This is a genomic window from Streptomyces mabaensis, from assembly GCF_053763515.1.
This window is the reverse complement of sequence record NZ_JBSOPZ010000006.1, coordinates 121,256-139,773: the sequence shown is the minus strand read 5'-3', so window position 1 is coordinate 139,773 and position 18,518 is coordinate 121,256. Positions and strand designations below refer to the sequence as shown.

General features: G+C 69.7%; 13 protein-coding genes and 2 pseudogenes. 9 read left to right on the top strand and 6 right to left on the bottom strand.

Translation table 11 applies throughout. The features are described from left to right. Positions 1–63 precede the first annotated feature (63 nt). Positions 64–1,611 (bottom strand): MDR family MFS transporter, encoded by a 1,548-nt coding sequence (locus ACWV17_RS07540; protein ID WP_455359002.1) that lies wholly within the window; start codon positions 1,609–1,611, stop codon positions 64–66. 319 nt (positions 1,612–1,930) lie between these two features. Here ACWV17_RS07540 and ACWV17_RS07535 point away from each other — a divergent pair, with 319 nt between their 5' ends. Further along, on the top strand, positions 1,931–2,719 hold the full coding sequence (locus ACWV17_RS07535) for an ABC transporter ATP-binding protein (protein WP_455351339.1): 789 nt from the start codon (positions 1,931–1,933) through the stop codon (positions 2,717–2,719). Beyond that, a complete protein-coding gene (locus tag ACWV17_RS07530; protein ID WP_455359001.1) occupies positions 2,716–5,289 on the top strand; it encodes an ABC transporter permease in 2,574 nt (857 codons plus the stop codon). The genes ACWV17_RS07535 and ACWV17_RS07530 overlap by 4 nt, the downstream gene beginning before the upstream one ends. An 87-nt stretch (positions 5,290–5,376) precedes the next feature. Here ACWV17_RS07530 and ACWV17_RS07525 read toward each other — a convergent pair whose 3' ends face one another. Together ACWV17_RS07525 and ACWV17_RS07520 are read right to left on the bottom strand one after the other, a co-directional pair. Continuing rightward, on the bottom strand, positions 5,377–5,745 hold the full coding sequence (locus ACWV17_RS07525; protein ID WP_455359000.1) for a type II toxin-antitoxin system VapC family toxin: 369 nt from the start codon (positions 5,743–5,745) through the stop codon (positions 5,377–5,379). Then, positions 5,742–5,987, bottom strand: a complete 246-nt coding sequence (locus ACWV17_RS07520) for a type II toxin-antitoxin system Phd/YefM family antitoxin (RefSeq protein WP_455358999.1) — start codon at positions 5,985–5,987, stop codon at positions 5,742–5,744. Before ACWV17_RS07520 ends, ACWV17_RS07525 begins: the two co-directional genes overlap by 4 nt. A gap of 230 nt (positions 5,988–6,217) precedes the next feature. Here ACWV17_RS07520 and mfd point away from each other — a divergent pair, with 230 nt between their 5' ends. The 5 genes and pseudogenes from mfd (at position 6,218) to ACWV17_RS07495 (ending at position 13,186) form a co-directional block, all read left to right on the top strand. After that, positions 6,218–9,748: a transcription-repair coupling factor gene (gene mfd / locus ACWV17_RS07515; protein WP_455358998.1), complete on the top strand. Its 3,531-nt coding sequence runs from the start codon at positions 6,218–6,220 to the stop codon at positions 9,746–9,748. 20 nt (positions 9,749–9,768) lie between these two features. Beyond that, positions 9,769–10,068: a hypothetical protein gene (locus tag ACWV17_RS07510; RefSeq protein WP_455351346.1), complete on the top strand. Its 300-nt coding sequence runs from the start codon at positions 9,769–9,771 to the stop codon at positions 10,066–10,068. 440 nt (positions 10,069–10,508) lie between these two features. Then, positions 10,509–10,907: pseudogene (locus ACWV17_RS07505) on the top strand (HNH endonuclease); the annotation flags it as partial. A gap of 82 nt (positions 10,908–10,989) precedes the next feature. Next, positions 10,990–11,760, top strand: a complete 771-nt coding sequence (locus tag ACWV17_RS07500) for an HNH endonuclease family protein (RefSeq protein WP_455358997.1) — start codon at positions 10,990–10,992, stop codon at positions 11,758–11,760. A 73-nt stretch (positions 11,761–11,833) separates the two neighbouring features. Continuing rightward, the gene (locus tag ACWV17_RS07495) at positions 11,834–13,186 is read left to right on the top strand and encodes a hypothetical protein (RefSeq protein ID WP_455358996.1); all 1,353 of its coding nucleotides are present in this window, start codon (positions 11,834–11,836) and stop codon (positions 13,184–13,186) included. Positions 13,187–13,256: 70 nt separating this feature from the next. On the opposite strand, the gene ACWV17_RS07490 is transcribed toward ACWV17_RS07495, so the two are convergent. The 3 genes from ACWV17_RS07490 to ACWV17_RS07480 form a co-directional block, all read right to left on the bottom strand. Further along, positions 13,257–13,856, bottom strand: coding sequence for a DUF6262 family protein (locus ACWV17_RS07490; protein WP_455358995.1), 600 nt, complete (start codon positions 13,854–13,856; stop codon positions 13,257–13,259). Beyond that, on the bottom strand, positions 13,853–15,880 hold the full coding sequence (locus ACWV17_RS07485; RefSeq protein ID WP_455358994.1) for a tyrosine-type recombinase/integrase: 2,028 nt from the start codon (positions 15,878–15,880) through the stop codon (positions 13,853–13,855). The genes ACWV17_RS07490 and ACWV17_RS07485 overlap by 4 nt, the downstream gene beginning before the upstream one ends. 173 nt (positions 15,881–16,053) lie before the next feature. Further along, positions 16,054–17,175 carry a tyrosine-type recombinase/integrase gene (locus tag ACWV17_RS07480; RefSeq protein WP_455358993.1) on the bottom strand — a complete coding sequence of 374 codons (1,122 nt, stop codon included), beginning with the start codon at positions 17,173–17,175 and terminating at the stop codon, positions 16,054–16,056. 122 nt (positions 17,176–17,297) lie between these two features. Between ACWV17_RS07480 and ACWV17_RS07475 the strand changes: the two are divergent. Together ACWV17_RS07475 and ACWV17_RS07470 are read left to right on the top strand one after the other, a co-directional pair. After that, positions 17,298–17,717, top strand: a pseudogene (locus tag ACWV17_RS07475) (HNH endonuclease family protein); the annotation flags it as partial. 43 nt (positions 17,718–17,760) lie between these two features. Continuing rightward, complete coding sequence (locus ACWV17_RS07470) at positions 17,761–18,504, top strand: N-acetyltransferase (protein WP_455358992.1); 744 nt, start codon at positions 17,761–17,763, stop codon at positions 18,502–18,504. The last annotated feature ends 14 nt before the right edge of the window (positions 18,505–18,518 follow it).

Here is an 18,518-nt window from a genome sequence, read left to right as displayed (position 1 = left end):
GGACGCGCAGGGGCGTGGTTCGGCGACGTCGGTCATGCGCAGGGTGGCTGACTAACAGTCGGGTCAGTCCTCCGTGATGACCGGGAAGCGGCGGGGCGCGATCAGCAGGAGGGCCAGCAGGGCCAGTACCGCCGCTGCCGCCGCGCCCAGGTAGACGTGGTCCACCGCCGTGTCGACCGCCCGGCGCAGCTGGTCCGCCGCTTCCGCGGTGAGGGAGGCGGGGTGTTCCAGGGCGTGCGCGACGCCGTCGAGGTCGGCGTCCGGCAGGCGGGCGGTGAGGGTGGCGTTGGCGACGGCGCCGAACAGCGCGGCGCCCACGCTCTGGCCGACCTGGCGGCAGAAGAGTACGGATGCGGTGGTGGTGCCGCGTTCCGACCAGCCCACCGTCGACTGGACGCCGACGATGAGCGGCAGTTGGAAGAGGCCGAGGGCGGCGCCGAGCAGCAGCATGATCAGGGCGGGCTGCCAGGGGGAGCCCGGGTAGGGCAGGAGGGGGAAGGCGAGGAGGATCACGGCGGCGAGTGAGATGCCGATGACCGCGGTGTTGCGGAAGCCGATGCGGGTGTAGACGTGCTGGCTGAGCGCGGCGGAGATGGGCCAGCTCAGGGTCATGATCGAAAGGACGAAGCCCGCGCCGATCGGGCCGAGGCCCAGGACCGACTGCGCGTACGTGGGCAGGAAGACGGTCGGCGCGACCATCAGCAGCCCCAGCGCGCCGAGGGCCAGGTTGACGGCGGCGATGGTGCGGCGGCGCCAGACCCAGCCGGGGATGACCGGATCCGCGGCCCGGCGCTCGACGACGACGGCCAGCGCCGCGAGGACCGCCGCCCCGGCGAGCAGGGTGAGCGAGGGCGCGGACAGCCAGGGCCAGGCGACGCCGCCCTGGACCAGGGCGGTCAGCAGCAGGCCGCCGCAGGCGAAGACGGTCAGTGCGCCGGCCCAGTCGATCCGGGGGCGGGCGGCCGGAGCCGTACGGGCGGTCTCCTTGAGGTGACGGGCGATCAGCCACATCGCCAACGCCCCGATCGGCAGGTTGATCAGGAAGATCCAGCGCCAGTGGGCGTACGCGGCGAGGAGCCCGCCGACCGCCGGTCCGGCCACCGCGGAGACGGCCCAGACGGTGGAGAGCCGGGCCTGGATCCTGGGGCGTTCCTTGAGGGGGTAGAGGTCGGCGGCGATCGTCTGGACCGTGCCCTGGATCGCGCCGCCGCCGAGTCCCTGGACCACCCGGAAGGCGATCAGGGCCGCCATGTTCCAGGCCACCGCGCACAGGACCGACCCGACGAGGAAGAGGGCGATGCCGGCGATGAGGACCGGCTTGCGGCCGAAGGTGTCGGAGAGCTTGCCGTACACGGGGAGGGTGACGGTGACGGCGAGGAGGTAGCCGGAGAAGAGCCAGGAGAAGACCGCGAACCCGCCGAGGTCGCCGACGATCTGGGGGACGGCGGTGGACACGATCGTGCCGTCGAGGGCGGCGAGCGCCATACCGAGCATCAGCGCCGCGACGACCGGCCTGCGCCGGCGGGCGGACTCCGGGGCGGACCGGGTGCCGGGCAGGGCTTCCGTACCGCCGCCGCTGCTGCCGCTCACCCGAATCCTTTCACCGTGCATCTATTTTCCTGGGACACCCTCTCATTCCCGGGCCGGGCCGCGGGAGGGGGCGGGGGTCCCCGAGACGGACTCCGCCCGACGGCGTACTCCCCCTAGGGGGACCTCCGCCCTTCGGGCCAGGGGCCGTTCGTACCGGTGGAGGAGGAGATGGCCGCGGACCGGTTCTTAACTGGTTCTTACGGGCCGCCTCACCCGGTGGGTGGGGCTAACCCCCGGGTGGATACGGAGATGCGCACCAGCGCGCCCGTACCCCTGTGCCGACCAGACTCGACCCAGTTGTTCCAGGCACGCACCACGACGTCGACCGAGGAGATTTACCGTGACTACGGCTGTGACCATTCCCAGGCACGAGGGCACTGGAGGGCCTACGGCCGTAGCCGCGCGGGCGCGGCAGGTCGTCAAGGCGTACGGGTCGGGGGAGACGCGGGTCGTCGCGCTCGACCATGTCGATGTGGACATCGCGCGGGGGCGGTTCACCGCGATCATGGGGCCGTCGGGTTCGGGCAAGTCGACCCTGATGCACTGCCTCGCCGGCCTCGACACCGTGACCTCGGGCGAGATCTACGTCGACGACACCGAGATCACCAAGCTCAAGGACAAGAAGCTCACGCAGCTGCGCCGGGACCGGATCGGCTTCATCTTCCAGGCGTTCAACCTGCTGCCGACGCTCAACGCGCTGGAGAACATCACGCTGCCGATGGACATCGCGGGCCGCAAGCCCGACGCCCAGTGGCTGAACCGGGTGGTGGAGACCGTCGGTCTCGCCGGGCGGCTGAAGCACCGGCCGACGCAGCTGTCCGGCGGTCAGCAGCAGCGGGTGGCGGTCGCCCGTGCGCTGGCGGCGCGGCCCGAGATCATCTTCGGTGACGAGCCGACCGGAAACCTCGACTCCCGGGCGGGCGCCGAAGTGCTCGGCTTCCTGCGGAAGTCGGTCGACGAGCTGGGGCAGACCATCGTGATGGTCACGCACGACCCGGTGGCGGCCTCGTACGCGGACCGGGTGCTGTATCTCGCGGACGGCCGGATCGTGGACGAGATGTTCAACCCGACGGCCGATCAGGTCCTCGACAGGATGAAGGACTTCGACGCGCGCGGGCGGACGTCATGACCGTACTCAAGACCTCGATGCGCAACTTCGTCGCGCACAAGGGGCGGATGGCGCTGTCCGCCGTCGCGGTCCTGCTGTCGGTGGCGTTCGTGTGCGGCACGCTCGTCTTCACCGACACGATGAACACGACGTTCGACAAGCTCTTCGCCGTCACCTCGGCCGATGTCACCGTCAGCCCGAAGTCCGCGAAGGAGGGCGAGGAGATCTCGCAGACCGGCCGGCCCGAGACGCTGCCCGCCTCGGTCGTGGCGAAGGTCGCCGAGGCCGACGGGGTGAAGGCTGCCGAGGGCGCGGTCGTCTCGATGAGCGTCACCGTCGTCAACAGCGACAACAAGAACATGGGCTCCACCACCGGCGCTCCCACGCTCGCCGGCAACTGGACCCGCAATGAACTGAAGTCGATGGAGATCACCTCCGGTCACGCGCCGCGCGGCCCCACCGAGGTGATGGTCGACGCCGACACGGCCGACAAGCACGGCCTGAAGCTCGGCGACGAGCTGCGCACTATCGCCGTCACCGGTGACATCCGGGCGAAGATCTCCGGGATCGCCACCTTCAAGGTGACCAACCCGGGTGCGGCCGTCGTCTACTTCGACACCGCCACCGCGCAGCGGGGGCTCCTCGGCGGGACGGACCTGTTCACCCATGTCGCCGTCACCGCGAACGACGGGGTCAGCGACGAGCAGCTGAAGCGGAACCTCGCCGCCTCGGTCGAGGGCCCGTACAAGCTCCAGACCTCGAAGGAGGCCGCGGACGCCAACCGCGCGGACGTCGGCTCGTTCCTCGACGTGATGAAGTACGTGATGCTCGGCTTCGCCGCCATCGCCTTCCTCGTCGGCATCTTCCTGATCTTCAACACCTTCTCGATGCTGGTCGCGCAGCGGACGCGTGAGATCGGCCTGATGCGGGCCCTCGGGTCGAGCCGGGGCCAGATCAACCAGTCGGTGCGCGTCGAGGCGCTGCTGCTCGGCGTGTTCGGCTCGGTCCTCGGCGTGGGCGCCGGCGTCGGTCTCGCCGTCGGGCTGATGGAGCTGATGGGCTCCATGGGCATGGAGCTGTCCACCGCCGACCTCACGGTCAAGTGGACGACCCCGGTGGTCGGTGTGGTCCTCGGCGTGGTCGTCACCCTCATCGCCGCGGCCGTGCCGGCCCGGCGGGCGGGCAAGGTCTCGCCGATGGCCGCCCTGCGCGACGCGGGAACGCCCGGCGACCGCAAGGCGGGCTGGATCCGGGGCATCCTCGGGCTGGCGCTGACGAGCACCGGCGTCGCCGGGCTCTACCTCGCGGCCACCGCCGACAAGGCGGGCGAGGGCTCGCTGTTCCTCGGCGCGGGTGTGGTGCTGACGCTGATCGGCTTCGTGGTGATCGGACCGTTGCTGGCCGGCGGGGTGGTGAAGGTGCTGAGCGCGGTCGTCCTGCGGATGTTCGGCCCGGTCGGACGGATGGCGGAGCGCAACGCGCTGCGCAACCCGCGCCGTACGGGAGCCACCGGCGCCGCGCTGATGATCGGGCTCGCGCTGGTCGCCTGCCTGTCGGTCGTCGGGTCCTCGATGGTGGCCTCGGCCACCGACGAGCTCGACAGGTCGGTCGGCGCGGACTTCATCGTCCAGTCCGCGAACGGGCAGCCGATCATGCCGCAGGCCCAGCAGGCCCTGGAGGCGGCTCCCGGCATCGCCCACGTCACCGAGTACAAGTTCGTGGACGCGAAGCTGACCTCCCCCGACGGTAAGACGGAGGAGGAGGGACTGGCCGCCGCCGACCCGACGTACGCGCAGGACCTGCGGCGCGTGACGGTCGCCGGTGAACTCGCGGCGGCGTACGGCAAGGACGCCATGTCGGTCGGCGACGCCTACGCCAAGCGGCACGGCGTCGAGGTCGGCGACGAGATGACGGTCGCCTTCAAGGGCGGCGAGACCGCCCGGCTGCGGGTCGCCGCCATCACGTCCGACGACACGAACGTCGACAAGGGCGCGATGTACGTGAACATCACGACCGTCGAGCGGTACCTGCCGGCCGAGAAGATGCCGAAGAACATGATCATGTTCGCGAAGGCGGAGGACGGCAAGGAGGAGGCCGCGTACGCCGCCCTGAAGGACTCGCTCGCGGCGTACCCGCAGTACAAGGTGCAGAACCAGACCGACTTCAAGCAGGACCTGAAGGACCAGATCGGGCAGCTGCTCAACATGGTCTACGGGCTGCTGGCGCTCGCGATCATCGTCGCGGTGCTGGGCGTGGTGAACACCCTCGCGCTGTCGGTCGTGGAGCGGACCCGCGAGATCGGCCTGATGCGGGCCATCGGCCTCTCGCGCCGCCAGCTGCGCCGCATGATCCGCCTGGAGTCGGTGGTCATCGCCCTCTTCGGCGCCCTGCTGGGCCTGGGGCTGGGGCTGGGCTGGGGCGCGACCGCGCAGCAGCTGCTGGCGCTGGAGGGCCTCGGGGTCCTGGAGATCCCGTGGCCGACGATCCTGACGGTGTTCGTGGGCTCGGCGTTCGTGGGCCTGTTCGCGGCGCTGGTCCCGGCGTTCCGGGCGGGGCGGATGAACGTACTAAACGCCATCGCCACGGAGTAGTGGTGGTGGATACGGGGGGCCCGGCCCCGGTGTGCTCTTCGCGAGCGCGCCGGGGCCGGTTCGCGTCGGTGCGTCCGTCGGTGCGTCTCAGACGGCGAGGACGGGGACGTCGTAGAGCGGGATGAACTTGTCGCGGGTGACGAGGGTCAGGCCCTCGGTCTGGGCCTGGGCGATCAGTATCCGGTCGAACGGATCCCGGTGGTGGGGCGGGAGCTGCCCGGCGCGGATGCCGTGGTCCGCGATGACCGGCAGTGCCTGGAACTGCGTGTCCCGGGCCTGTTCGGCCATGTCGCCCCGGCCGGTGAGCTTGCCCGTCGCCTGCTTCACCGAGATCTCCCAGGGAGTCACGGCGCTGACGAAGACCCAGCGCTCATGGGCGAGCAGGTCGCGCGTCTCATCGGCGAGCTCCCCGTTCAGCCACCACAGCACGACGTGCGTATCGAGCAGCAGCTTCACGCGTCCGCTCCGAATGCCTCTGCGAAGCCCTCCGGGAGCTCATCGAAGTCGTCGGCGATTTCGATCTGCCCCCTGAGCGAGCCGTAATCGGTCCGCTGGACCTTCCCCTTCAGCGGGATGACCTTGGCAACCGGCTCGCCGGACTTGCTGATGATCACCTCCTCGCCGGTGGCGACCACCTCCAGGATTTTGGAGAAGTGCGTCTTCGCCTCGTGCACGTTGTACTGCCGGGCTGCTTCCATGGCGGCCTCTCAAGCTGGGTGGACTAAGCAGTGGACTTAGGTTACCGGGCCCACTGCCGTCCGAGCCAGCCCATTCACTCTCCGGAGTGACCTCATTCCCTCGCGCGAGTGACCCGCCCACGCCGTAGGCTGGAACCCCCGGCCCGTGCGACGTGTCGGGTCCTTCGCGTTGCCCACCCCTCGGTCTCAGGTCTCCCCCTCGGCCGGCCCCCGGACGGAAAGCCTTCTCCATGAGCCTGCACGGTCTGCTCGACGCCGTCATCCAGGACCCCGCACTCACCGAAGCGGTGAAGGCCGCCGCCGACGGCAACCGCATGCACGTCGACCTCGTCGGTCCGCCCGCCGCCCGGCCCTTCGCCGTCGCCGCGCTCGCGCGCCGCACCGAGCGGACCGTGCTCGCGGTCACCGCGACCGGCCGGGAGGCGGAGGACCTGGCCGCCGCGCTGCGCTCACTGCTGCCGGCCGACCAGGTGGTGGACTACCCGTCCTGGGAGACGCTGCCGCACGAGCGGCTGTCGCCGCGCAGCGACACCGTGGGGCGCCGGCTGGCCGTACTGCGCCGGCTCGCGCACCCGAGCACGGACGACCCGTCGGCCGGGCCGGTCAGCGTGGTGGTCGCGCCCGTGCGTTCCGTACTCCAGCCGCAGGTCAAGGGGCTCGGAGACCTGGAGCCGGTGGCGCTGCGCAGCGGGCAGAGCGCCGACCTGGGCGAGGTGACCGAGGCGCTCGCCGCGGCTGCGTACGCCCGGGTGGAGCTGGTGGAGAAGCGCGGCGAGTTCGCGGTGCGCGGCGGCATCCTCGATGTGTTCCCGCCGACCGAGGAGCACCCGCTGCGGGTGGAGTTCTGGGGCGACGACGTCGAGGAGATCCGTTACTTCAAGGTCGCCGACCAGCGCTCGCTGGAGGTCGCCGAGCACGGCCTGTGGGCGCCGCCCTGCCGTGAGCTGCTGTTGACCCAGGACGTACGGCAGCGGGCCGCCGCCCTTGCCGAGGAGCACCCGGAGCTGGGCGAGCTGCTCGGCAAGATCGCCGAGGGGATCGCGGTCGAGGGCATGGAGTCGCTGGCTCCGGTGCTCGTCGACGACATGGAGCTGCTGCTCGACGTGCTGCCGAAGGACTCGATGGCGGTGGTCTGCGATCCCGAGCGGGTCCGGACCCGGGCGGCCGACCTGGTGGCCACCTCGCAGGAGTTCCTGCAGGCGTCGTGGGCGGCGACGGCCGGCGGCGGCGAGGCGCCCATCGACGTGGACGCGGCGTCCCTGTGGGGCATCGCGGACGTCCGGGACCGGGCCCGCGAGCTCGGAATGATGTGGTGGTCCATCTCGCCGTTCGCCGCCGACGAGGAGCTGTCGGACGAAACGCTGAAGCTCGGCATGCACGCGCCGGAGAGCTACCGCGGCGACACCGCGCGGGCGCTCGCCGACACCAAGGGCTGGATCGCCGACGGCTGGCGCACGGTGTACATCACCGAAGGGCACGGTCCGGCGGCCCGTACCGTCGAGGTGCTCGGCGGCGAGGGCATCGCGGCCCGCCTCGACGCCGACCTGGCGGAGATCTCCCCGTCCGTCGTGCACGTCTCGTGCGGCTCGATCGACTACGGCTTCGTCGACCAGGGGCTCAGGCTCGCCGTACTGACCGAGACCGACCTCACCGGCCAGCGCACCGCCAGCAAGGACATGGGCCGGATGCCGGCCCGCCGCCGCAAGACCATCGACCCGCTGACCCTCCAGGCGGACGACTACATCGTCCACGAGCAGCACGGCGTCGGCCGGTACATCGAGATGGTGCAGCGCACGGTGCAGGGCGCGACCCGCGAGTACCTCCTCGTCGAGTACGCCCCCGCCAAGCGCGGCCAGCCCGGCGACCGGCTCTACATCCCCACCGACCAGCTGGAGCAGGTCACCAAGTACGTGGGCGGGGAGGCGCCGACGCTGCACCGGCTCGGCGGCGCCGACTGGACCAAGACCAAGGCGCGGGCGAAGAAGGCGGTCAAGGAGATCGCCGCCGACCTGATCAAGCTGTACTCGGCGCGGATGGCCGCGCCCGGCCATGTCTTCGGCCCGGACACCCCGTGGCAGCGGGAGCTGGAGGACGCCTTCCCGTACGTGGAGACGCCCGACCAGCTCACCACCATCGCCGAGGTCAAGGAGGACATGGAGAAGTCCGTCCCGATGGACCGGCTGATCTGCGGCGACGTCGGCTACGGCAAGACGGAGATCGCGGTCCGCGCGGCGTTCAAGGCGGTCCAGGACGGCAAGCAGGTGGCGGTGCTCGTCCCGACGACGCTGCTGGTGCAGCAGCACTTCGGTACGTTCTCCGAGCGGTACGCGCAATTCCCGGTGGTCACCCGGGCGTTGTCCCGCTTCCAGAGCGACAGCGAGGCGAAGGCGACCCTGGAGGGGCTGAAGGAGGGCGCGGTCGACATCGTCATCGGCACGCACCGGCTCTTCTCCTCCGAGACCAAGTTCAAGGACCTGGGCCTGGTCATCGTCGACGAGGAGCAGCGCTTCGGCGTCGAGCACAAGGAGCAGCTGAAGAAGCTGCGCGCGAACGTCGACGTCCTGACGATGTCCGCGACCCCGATCCCGCGCACGCTGGAGATGGCGGTCACCGGCATCCGGGAGATGTCGACGATCACCACCCCGCCGGAGGAGCGCCACCCGGTGCTGACCTTCGTCGGCCCGTACGAGCAGAAGCAGATCGGCGCGGCCATCCGGCGTGAACTGCTGCGCGAGGGCCAGGTCTTCTACATCCACAACCGGGTCGAGTCGATCGACCGGGCGGCGGCGAAGCTGCGCGAGATCGTGCCGGAGGCGCGGATCGCGCTGGCGCACGGGCAGATGGGGGAGAGCGCCCTGGAGCAGGTCGTGGTCGACTTCTGGGAGAAGAAGTTCGACGTGCTCGTCTCCACGACGATCGTGGAGTCCGGCATCGACATCTCCAACGCCAACACCCTGATCGTCGAGCGCGGCGACAACTTCGGTCTCTCGCAGCTGCACCAGCTGCGCGGCCGGGTGGGCCGGGGGAGGGAGCGCGGATACGCGTACTTCCTCTACCCGCCGGAGAAGCCGCTGACCGAGACCGCGCACGAGCGGCTCGCGACGATCGCCCAGCACACCGAGATGGGCGCGGGCATGTACGTGGCGATGAAGGACCTGGAGATCCGCGGCGCGGGCAATCTGCTCGGCGGCGAGCAGTCCGGGCACATCGCGGGCGTCGGCTTCGACCTGTACGTACGGATGGTGGGCGAGGCGGTCGCGGACTACCGGGCCTCGCTGGAGGGCGGCGTGGAGGAGGAGCCGCCGCTGGAGGTCAAGATCGAGCTCCCGGTCGACGCGCACGTCCCGCACGACTACGCCCCCGGCGAGCGGCTGCGCCTCCAGGCGTACCGCTCGATCGCCTCGGCGAACTCGGAGGAGGACATCAAGGCGGTCCGCGAGGAGCTCACCGACCGCTACGGCAAGCTCCCCGAGCCGGTGGAGAACCTGCTCCTCGTCGCCGGCCTGCGGATGCTGGCGCGTGCCTGCGGGGTCGCGGACATCACGCTGCAGGGCCCGAACGTGCGGTTCGGCCCGGTGGAGCTGCGGGAGTCGCAGGAGCTGCGCCTGAAGCGGCTGTACCCGCGTACGGTCATCAAGCCGGCCACGCACCAGATCCTGGTCCCGCGCCCGACGACGGGCAAGATCGGCGGCAAGCCGGTGGTGGGCCGCGAACTGCTGGCCTGGACGGGCGAGTTCCTGACGACGATCCTGGGGTCGTAAGGGCCGACTACGCTCGGCAGGTGACGAAGACACAAGTGAGCTTCAGGATCGGCCCGGCGGACGCGGAGCGACTCCGCCGGGCCGCCGAGCGGGCCGGCGCCACGATGTCCGCGTACATCGAGGCGCGGGTGCTGGTTGCCGTCGAGCAGGACGAAGCGACGAGTCATGCCTTCCGCGAGGCGGACGCGGCGAGCAACGAGGCGTATGGGGCTGCCGACGCTGCCAGCTGGCCCGAGCCCGAACCCCTGTCGGCGGAGCGCAAGGCGGAACTCGACGACGTGCTCGGCAGGTTCTTCGGCAAGGGCTCACTGACCGTATGACGCCACAGGTCGTCTATGACGTGGAGCTCTGATCGCCGTCGACGCGGCAGCGGGGACCTGCGGTATCTGCATACGGCATGGCGCTCCGCGGGGGATCCGGCCCATCGTCCCGGGCCCCGTGCTCGCACAGGTCTGGCGGGGCGGGCCGCGTCAGTACCGGTTGGCCGAGTTCCTGACGCAGTGTCAGGTGTTCTCGGCCTTCACCGTGAGCGATTACCAGCGCGCCGGCTGGATGCTCGGCCAGGCCGAACTGCCGCACAAAAAGCGCCCGGACGTGGTCGATGCCCTGGTCGTGGTGACGGCGGTGCTGCATCACACGGATGTCGTCGTCACGTCGGATCCTGCCGACCTCGTCGCTTACGCGGCGACCTGGGGTGGAAGCTGGATCCCGTCACTGCCTGAGGCAGGTGTGCGCGGCTACCGCCTGGGATGCTGGGTTCATGCCGCACTCACGCCGGGACCGGACTGCCTTGATACGCCTCGCCCTTCCTGCCGGTGGCCGCCGAACCGCCCTGCCGGCCATCGCCCTTGTCGTCGCCGTCGCCGTATCCGGCTGCACCGGGACGCCGCTGGACGGCGACGCGGGCGGCGGCGCCTCCGGTGCGGCCCCGGGTGCGGGGAGGTACGGCGTCAGCCCGCTGGACAACCCGGACGGGACGAAGCCGGGCCTCGGGCCCGTGACGGCGTCGGCGGACAAGAAGGCCGCGCTGGAGCTCATCACGAAGGTCCGCACGGCCGGCCGCGGGCCGAAGACGGGTTACGACCGGGACGAGTTCGGCTACGCCTGGAAGGACTCCGTCGACGGCATACCGCTGGCCAGGAACGGCTGTGACACCCGAATTATCTCTATGGTTCGCGCTGTGGTGGGGCTGTTCTCTCAGCGTATGCAGGGTGTGGTCGCCTGTGCGTAGTGAGAGGCACATGAGTCACAGGCCGCTGTGTACGCGCGGGAAGAGGCTCGTCCTTACGGTCACCGTTGCCGTCACGCTCGTCGCAGGCTGTGATGGTCTGGAGCCGGGCGGAAGCTCCGCGGGATCCGGACCGGACGCCGCTGCCGGGCGGGCGGCGAGCCCGCTGACGAATCCGGACGGAACGAAGCCGGGGCTCGCCGCGCTCACGTCGGAGGCGGACAAGGCGAACGCGCGCAAGCTCGTCGACAAACTCACAGTCAAGGGGCGTGGGCCGAAGACGGGCTACGAACGGGACAAGTTCGGCTATGCGTGGATGGACACGGCGGATGGGGTGCCGCTGGCGAGGAACGGTTGTGACACCCGGAACGACTTGCTGAAACTTCATGGACAGGACGTCGAGTTCCGTAGGGGTTCCGACTGCGTGGTCGTGTCGATGGACCTGTACGACCCGTACACCGGCAAGGACATCGCCTGGAAGAAGGCCAAGGCCACCGAGGTACAGATAGACCACGTGGTGCCGTTGTCGTACGCCTGGCAGATGGGTGCCTCACGTTGGAGCAAGGAGAAGCGGCAGCAGCTGGCCAACGACGTGCTGAATCTCCTGCCGGTCTCGGGCTTCACGAACTCCGCCAAACGCGACTCCGGTCCGGCATCCTGGCTGCCGCCGAACAAGTCGATCCGGTGCTCGTACGCAGTGCGGTTCGCGCAGGTGGCCCTCAAGTACGACCTCGCGGTGACGGCGGCGGACAGGGCGACGATGTTGAAGCAGTGCCAGGGCTGACAGCATCCCCATGGCTGTCCCGGCCTCGGCGTTGCGGGTTCCCTCTCGGACGTGGTGGCTAAGGTGCGCTGTTATGGACGCTGCTGATCTCGACCGTCAGGCCCGGACCTTGTCCGGGTGTATTCCTCCACTCCTGGTCTCCCGGCTTCTTGAGATCGGCCACAGTGAAGAGGTGGAGGCCCAAGCCCGTCGCGGGGAATGGTTCTGCGCGCGGGCCTGGGCGCAGCTGCTCAGTGACCAGGGTCGGCAAGCCGAGGCGCTGGAGGTGCTTTCTCCGTACGTTGCCACTGGCTGGTGGTCGGCAGCACGGACCCAGGCGGAGCTGCTGGAGAGCTGGGGGCGGGCAGAGGAAGCGATTGCGCTGGCCCTGCCGTACGCGAGCACGGGAGGGCTCCCGTTGGAGTATTTCGCGCGCCTGCTGGCGCGGCACGGTCGTACGGACGAGGCAGTCACTCGGCTGAGCGCAGGAATTGAGGACCGGCTTCTTGCCGCCGCTCTGGTCGACATCGCCGAGGGAGCAGGCCGGGACGAAGACATCGCCGCGCTGCTGGCTGCCCGTATCCCGGACCAGCACCGCTGTGACAGTCCATGGTGCTGCCACGGTCTCGACCCCGACGACGCCATCGGGCTTCTTGTCACGATCCGCGAACGCCAGGGCCGCGTCGACGAAGCGATCGCCCTGCTGCGCACCCGGTACATCACCTCGGTCAACAACCGGGATCAGCTGGCCGACCTGCTGGCGAGACACGGTCGGATCGAGGAACTGCGCGCGTACGCGGTGACCGATCGTCTCGGTCACGCCGCGCAGCGTCTGGCTGAGGCACTGGAGGAGCGCGGTGACGTGGAAGGCGCGATCGCCGTGTACCGGCAGTCGGGCGACTCGCAGGACTTCCGGTGCCACGGCACGGTGCGTCTGGCGGAGCTCCTGGCACGGCATGGCCGAGGGGGCGAAGCGGTCGATGTGATGCGAGTCCTGGCCGAGGCCCACAACGGGGACGACTGGGTCCTGCATACGTGGTCCAACCTGTGCCTCGCTCAGGGCCGCCCCGAGGACGGCCTGGCGCACCTCGACGCCCTCGCCGCCGCCCGCGGGGGCGAGGAGGAGTGGGACCTGTACTGGATACGGTTGCCGCTCATCGCCGCCCGCGACGGCGTCGATGCAGCGGTCGCACAGGCCTGCTCCCACCCCGAGGGATCCACCTCGTACGCGGCGCCGCACATCGCCGAGCTGCTCGTCGGCGCCGGGCGCCCCGAGGAAGCTGTTGCCGTTCTCGAACAGCACGCCCCCGAGAACAGCAACGAACTTGCCGGCCACCTCATCGACCTGGGGCGCGTCAACGACGCCGTCGCACTCCTTCAGCAGCGTGATTCCGAGCCGGTCTCGCCTGTCCGGACCGGCTCGTTCTTCAACGATCCCCCATTCTGATTCCGCCTCTCACGGCTGCCCGGCAGACAGCACTCAAGCCGGACAGCCGCAGGTGGTGGTGGAACGCGAGCTACGGGGACGGAACAGCCCGCATGGCACGGCGCAGACTGGCTCGCGCGGCGGTGAGGTCGTCCTCCGCCTCACGCAGTTGGCTCTCCAGGGCGGCGATCCGATCCCTGGCCTCTGACAGCGCTTGCTCCAGCGCGGTATTCCGCTGCTCGATCTGCTGTACCCGCTCGATCAGCTCGTGCTGGTTCACGCCCTCCAACTCGGCGCCGAGAGATAGCCTGACCCGGTTACGGAGCCGATCGCGCTCCTTCTTGAGGTCCTTGATCTCTTCGCGGGCCAGTGCAAGGTCCGTCCGCAACCCGGCCGGAGACACCTTGGACGCTTCTGGAGTGTGGGAGTTCTGGCGACCTCGCGTTCGCTGGGCGGAGATGCCGTCCTGAACGGCCTGGTGCACCTGAGGCTGGTTGTAGACGAACCACGTGGACACCGAGGCATCCCGTGCCACTTGGACGACGGTGATCCGTCGCCCCGAGCGGAGAAGGGCATCCACGGCGTCGAGTGCACGCCTCGTCTTGTCTTCGCTGTCCTTGGCGCGGCTGACGCGCAGCCGCTCGACCCGGGCGCTCCGGTCGTTGCCGCCGGAAGCAGCAGGAATCTTCATTCCGAGCTCCGTGTCGTCAGCGCCTGCACAGGGATGAAGGCCGCTGCCGAACGTGCCTTGCGCAGCTCGCGTGAGGCGGATTCGACGGCGGCCCGCTCCTCGGCGGGCAGGGCGTCGAGCTTCCGCCGCATCTCGTCGGCCGACTTCGAGTAGGCGCGGATCTGGTCATCGAGATTGCGTACGACCCAGGCGGCGGCCTCCATCGCGAGGGCGGCTTCCTTGTCGGCTCGCAGGTCCGCGACCTGCTGTTCCAGGGCGGGGAGGTAGGAGGGATCGGGGCGGTAGAAGTCGCATCCGGCGCACTGGAAGCGGATGCGGCAGTGCCCGCCGCCGGCCTTGACGTTGCTCGGCTCGGTGCAGCCGCCGTAGGGAACCCCGACGCTTTCCACCTCGTAGGCGAGGGGATCGCCGAATCCGCGGGCTGCTCCGTGCCGGTCGACGGCGAGTGCCGCGACCGTGCGCACGGCCTCCTGCTTTCGGCTGAGGGAGACTTTGTAGTACCCCATGGTCACGTCCAGTGAACGGTGGTCCATGAGTTCCCGCAGGATGTCGGGGCGAGTGCCCGCGTCCGCATGGCGCTGGGCGTAAGCGTGGCGGAAGCCGTACGGGACGACCTGGGTCCGGTCGTAAGCGAGCGGGGCGCCGTCCTCGTCGAGCCGGTCGTCCACAAGGTCTGGGATCAGTTCGTCGATCCAGTTCCGGAAGATCCGGTTGCAGAAGTGCGAAGTGTTCAGATGCCCGCGGCGCGGACGGTTGCGCTGTCCGGGCGAGGGAAACAGCCACTGGGCGCAGGCCGGTACGGCCGGTAGCGCATCGAGCTCCTTCTGCCAGGTTTCGATCAGCTGGGCGGTGCTCTCCGATATCGGCAGCCGACGGCCGTGGCGTCGCCGTTTGTGGTTGTCGTAGATCAGCGTCGGTTTGCCGTCGACCCGCTCCAGGCAGTCGCGGCGCAGGCTGGTGACCTCGCCCGGACGCCGGCCGGTGTCCCGGAGGACCGCGTAGACCACCTGGTACATCCGCGCGAAGTCGGCGGCCGCCCAGCCGCCGCTCGCGTACCCCGTCGAGGTGCCCAGCAGATCGAGGTGCGCGTCGAGCTGGGCGATGACGTGCTCGGGGATCGCACGGCCGAGATCGTCCTCGGTCACTTCCGCGGCGGCGATGCTGTGGAAGCGGGGGTTGAGCGCGAATCCGCCGGGCACGTGATCCATCATCCCGGCCTGACGGGCGTAGTCCAGGAACGTGCGCCAGTGGCGGAGCAGGGCTCTGCGGTGGCTGGTGGAGTAGTCGTGACCGTCCTCGGGACGCTTGGTGATTCGGAACATGTCCACTACGGCGTTCATGTCAGCCATGGCGAGGAGCCCGGGCTCATCCCCGTGGGGGCGGCCTGCCAGCGCGGAGGACGCGATGGTCGCCGCGTAGACGGTCTGCCGTAGGTCCATGACGTTGGGGCGTGCCGTGCGGCCGTACTCCTTGACCAGCTCCCGCAGCCAACGCTGCCGTACCGGACGGAAGTCGATGTCGCCGTGGACAGCGGTGTACTTGCGACCGCGCCCTGCCGTCAGCCCGATGAGAGCGCACTCCCATACGTCGCCCGAGGTCGGATCGGTGCCCTCGAACTCGATGCGTGCGCGTCGGACGTGCTGGAGAACACCGTTCAGGACGCCGGAGGTCGCGGCTGGAAGCCCGGAGGAGAAGGAGGCGTCCAGGTCGAGGAGCGAGCCGAGTCCGGCGGGGAGGCCGGCCACGATGCGGCGTACCCGCTGGGGGACCAGGTTGATTCCGGCGTCGTCGCGCTGCTGTAGCCCGTACAAGAGCTCCTGGCGGACCGCGGGGCTCACACCCGCGAGCGAGAACTGGGAGACGCCGGGCATCGCCCCGTTCGCGGAGGCATTGGGCCTGCGGCGAGACGGATCCGGGGTGTGCGTGGTGTCGAAGTCCGCAGGGTTCCCCAGGAGGTATCGGGCTTTCCGGCAGGCGTCGCAGCGGGAGCCGTTGCTCGCCACATGGGTGGTGCAGGAGGCCACGGAGCAGACGAACACGCTGGTCGTCGGGTTACCAGGATCGGCAGTGAACAGTGCCTGAACGGGGTCCCACTCATCTGCCCGCCAGCCCGACGGAAGGCGCGCCGCGAGCCATGACGGCCACTCCGGTTCAACGGAGACCGAGGCAACGACAGCCGAGCGGAGAGGTGCAATGGTCATCGCAGCAGCTCCGGAGCGAGGCTGTCGACGGCCGCGCGGAGATCCTCGTCCTGGGCGTGCACATACACGGCTGTGCTCGCCGACGAGGCATGGCCCAGGAGTGTCTGCACGACGTCCGGCGCGACCCCGTTGCGAATCCAGCGGGTGGCGGCCGTGTGCCGCATCATGTGCGGCCGGGCGGTCAGACCGCAGCGTCTCCCGATCCGTTCGACCACTTGCTTGGCGTTGGAGTACGACAGGGGCCGTCCCGCGTGCACGCCGACGAGATTGACGAAGACGTAGTCACAGGCGGCGGAGCCGGCCACCTGTTCACGCTCGGCGAGATGATCGCGATACCGATGCACCACCTCTGGCGTCAGCGGAACCATGCGAGGGCGCCCGGCCTTGGCCCGTGCCCCGTTGACGTTGTCCTGCCGAGGCCTGACGTGCAGGTGCGCGCCACCAATCCGGCAGCCGAGGTGGCTGGAATCGGGGAGTAGATGCATGTCCTCGCGCCGCAGTCCGAGGGCTTCGCCGATGCGGAGGCCGGCTTCCAGGAGGACGGTCAGCAGCAGCCGGTCACGCGCGGTGCGAGCGGCGTTGAGGATCTGATCCGTCTGGGCTCGGGTGAGCGTCTGCGGTGCCCGCTCGATCTCCGGCGCCTTCAGGACGCGGGCTTTGACCATCAGGTGTTGGCCGCCCTCGCCGGGATCGAAGCCGGCCGGGGCGTGGGCGAGGAAGCGCGGCTCGCTGAGACGCGCGGCGACTTCGTGACCCACATGTCCCTGAACCGCGCAGAAGCGGAGGAACTCACACACCGCAGTGAGCGTGGCGTTGACCGTCTTGCCGGACGGAGGCCGCCCGTACCGGGTCGGTGTCCGCTCAACGTGGAACTTGAACAGACTCATGTCCCCGAGCCGGACGGTCCTCCAGTCGGTACCCCGCTCTGCGCACCAATTGAGGTAGTGGCCGATTCTGGGGATGTACGCGCGCTGTGTCTGCGGTGACCGCCCGGCTCCGCGCAGGTACAGGGAGAACTCACGGGCTTCGGGGTGGGGCGCGTACGTCTCCTCGTCGACCAGGAGCCAGGTGGTCTCGCCGGTGGTGGGCGAGACGGCCTTCTCCGTGCATAACGTCATGGATCTGCTTCCTGTCTCCGATGTCACTCATGTGCCTCATGGCATGACTGATAACGGCGAGGGACAGGAGTTGGTTACTGCTGTGCCTCATGTGCATCGCAATCAGGAAGGGTATAGAGATAACCCGAAACGATCTTCTGGCCAGGGACGGGCAGGACATCACGCACCGGTCCGGCTCCGACTGTGTGGTCGTCTCCATGACCCTCCAGGACCCCTACACCGGCAGGGCCATCGCGTGGCGCAAGCAGCAGGCCTCCGAGGTCCAGATCGACCACGTCATGCCGCTGTCCTACGACTGGCAGATGGGCGCGGCCCGCTGGAACGAGGGCAAGCGGGAGCAGATCGCCAACGATCCGCTGAACCTCCTCCCGGTGTCGGGCCCGGCGAACAGCGCCAAGAGCGACTCGGGCCCGGCCTCCTGGCTGCCGCCGAACAAGCCGGTCCGCTGCGCGTACGCGGTGCGGTTCTCGCAGGTCGCGCTCAAGTACGACCTGCCGGTGACTGCGGCCGACAAGCGGATGATGCTGGCGCAGTGCGGGTGAAAACCCGTTGGGACCCGGGGGGCGGGTTCGTTAGCCTGCGCGGATGGAGTTGACGACGACCACCCTCGCCGAGCGGCCCGAACTGCAGGGGCCGATGTGGCGGATGCTCGACACCTGGCCCGCCTTCATGCTCCAGGATCCGGTGGGCTGGCTGCTCATCGGGCGGATCGTCGCCGAACTGCCCGAGTACGTCCTCGTCACGACGGACGAGAACGACGAGGTCGTGGCCCGCGCGTTCAGTGTGCCCTTCGCGCTGAAGAAGGACGGTCGCGACGAACTGCCCGCGGGCGGCTGGGACCAGGTGCTGCTGTGGGCCTTCTCCGACCTGCGGCACGGCGTCGTCCCGGACACAGTCAGCGCGATCGAGATCACGGTCGCCACCGGCCTTCAGGGGAAGGGGATTTCCGGCCGGGTGCTCGCCGCGCTGCGGGAGAACGCCCGGGCCCGCGGCTTCGGCGAGGTCGTCGCACCGGTCCGGCCGAGCGCGAAGCACCGGGAAGCGGGCGCGTCGATCGAGGAGTACGCGCACCGCACCCGCGAGGACGGACTGCCGTACGACCCGTGGCTGCGGGTGCACGTCCGCGCCGGCGGGGTGATCGAAGCGGTGGCACCCGCCTCGATGACCGTCTCGGGATCGCTCGGCCAGTGGCGGGAGTGGACCGGGCTGCCCTTCGACACCGACGGTCCGGTGGAGGTACCGGGGGCGCTGGTGCCCGTGCACTGCGAGGCCGGGCGCGGGTACGCCGTCTATGTCGAGCCCAATGTGTGGGTACGGCACACGCTATAGGGCACCGCCGGAGA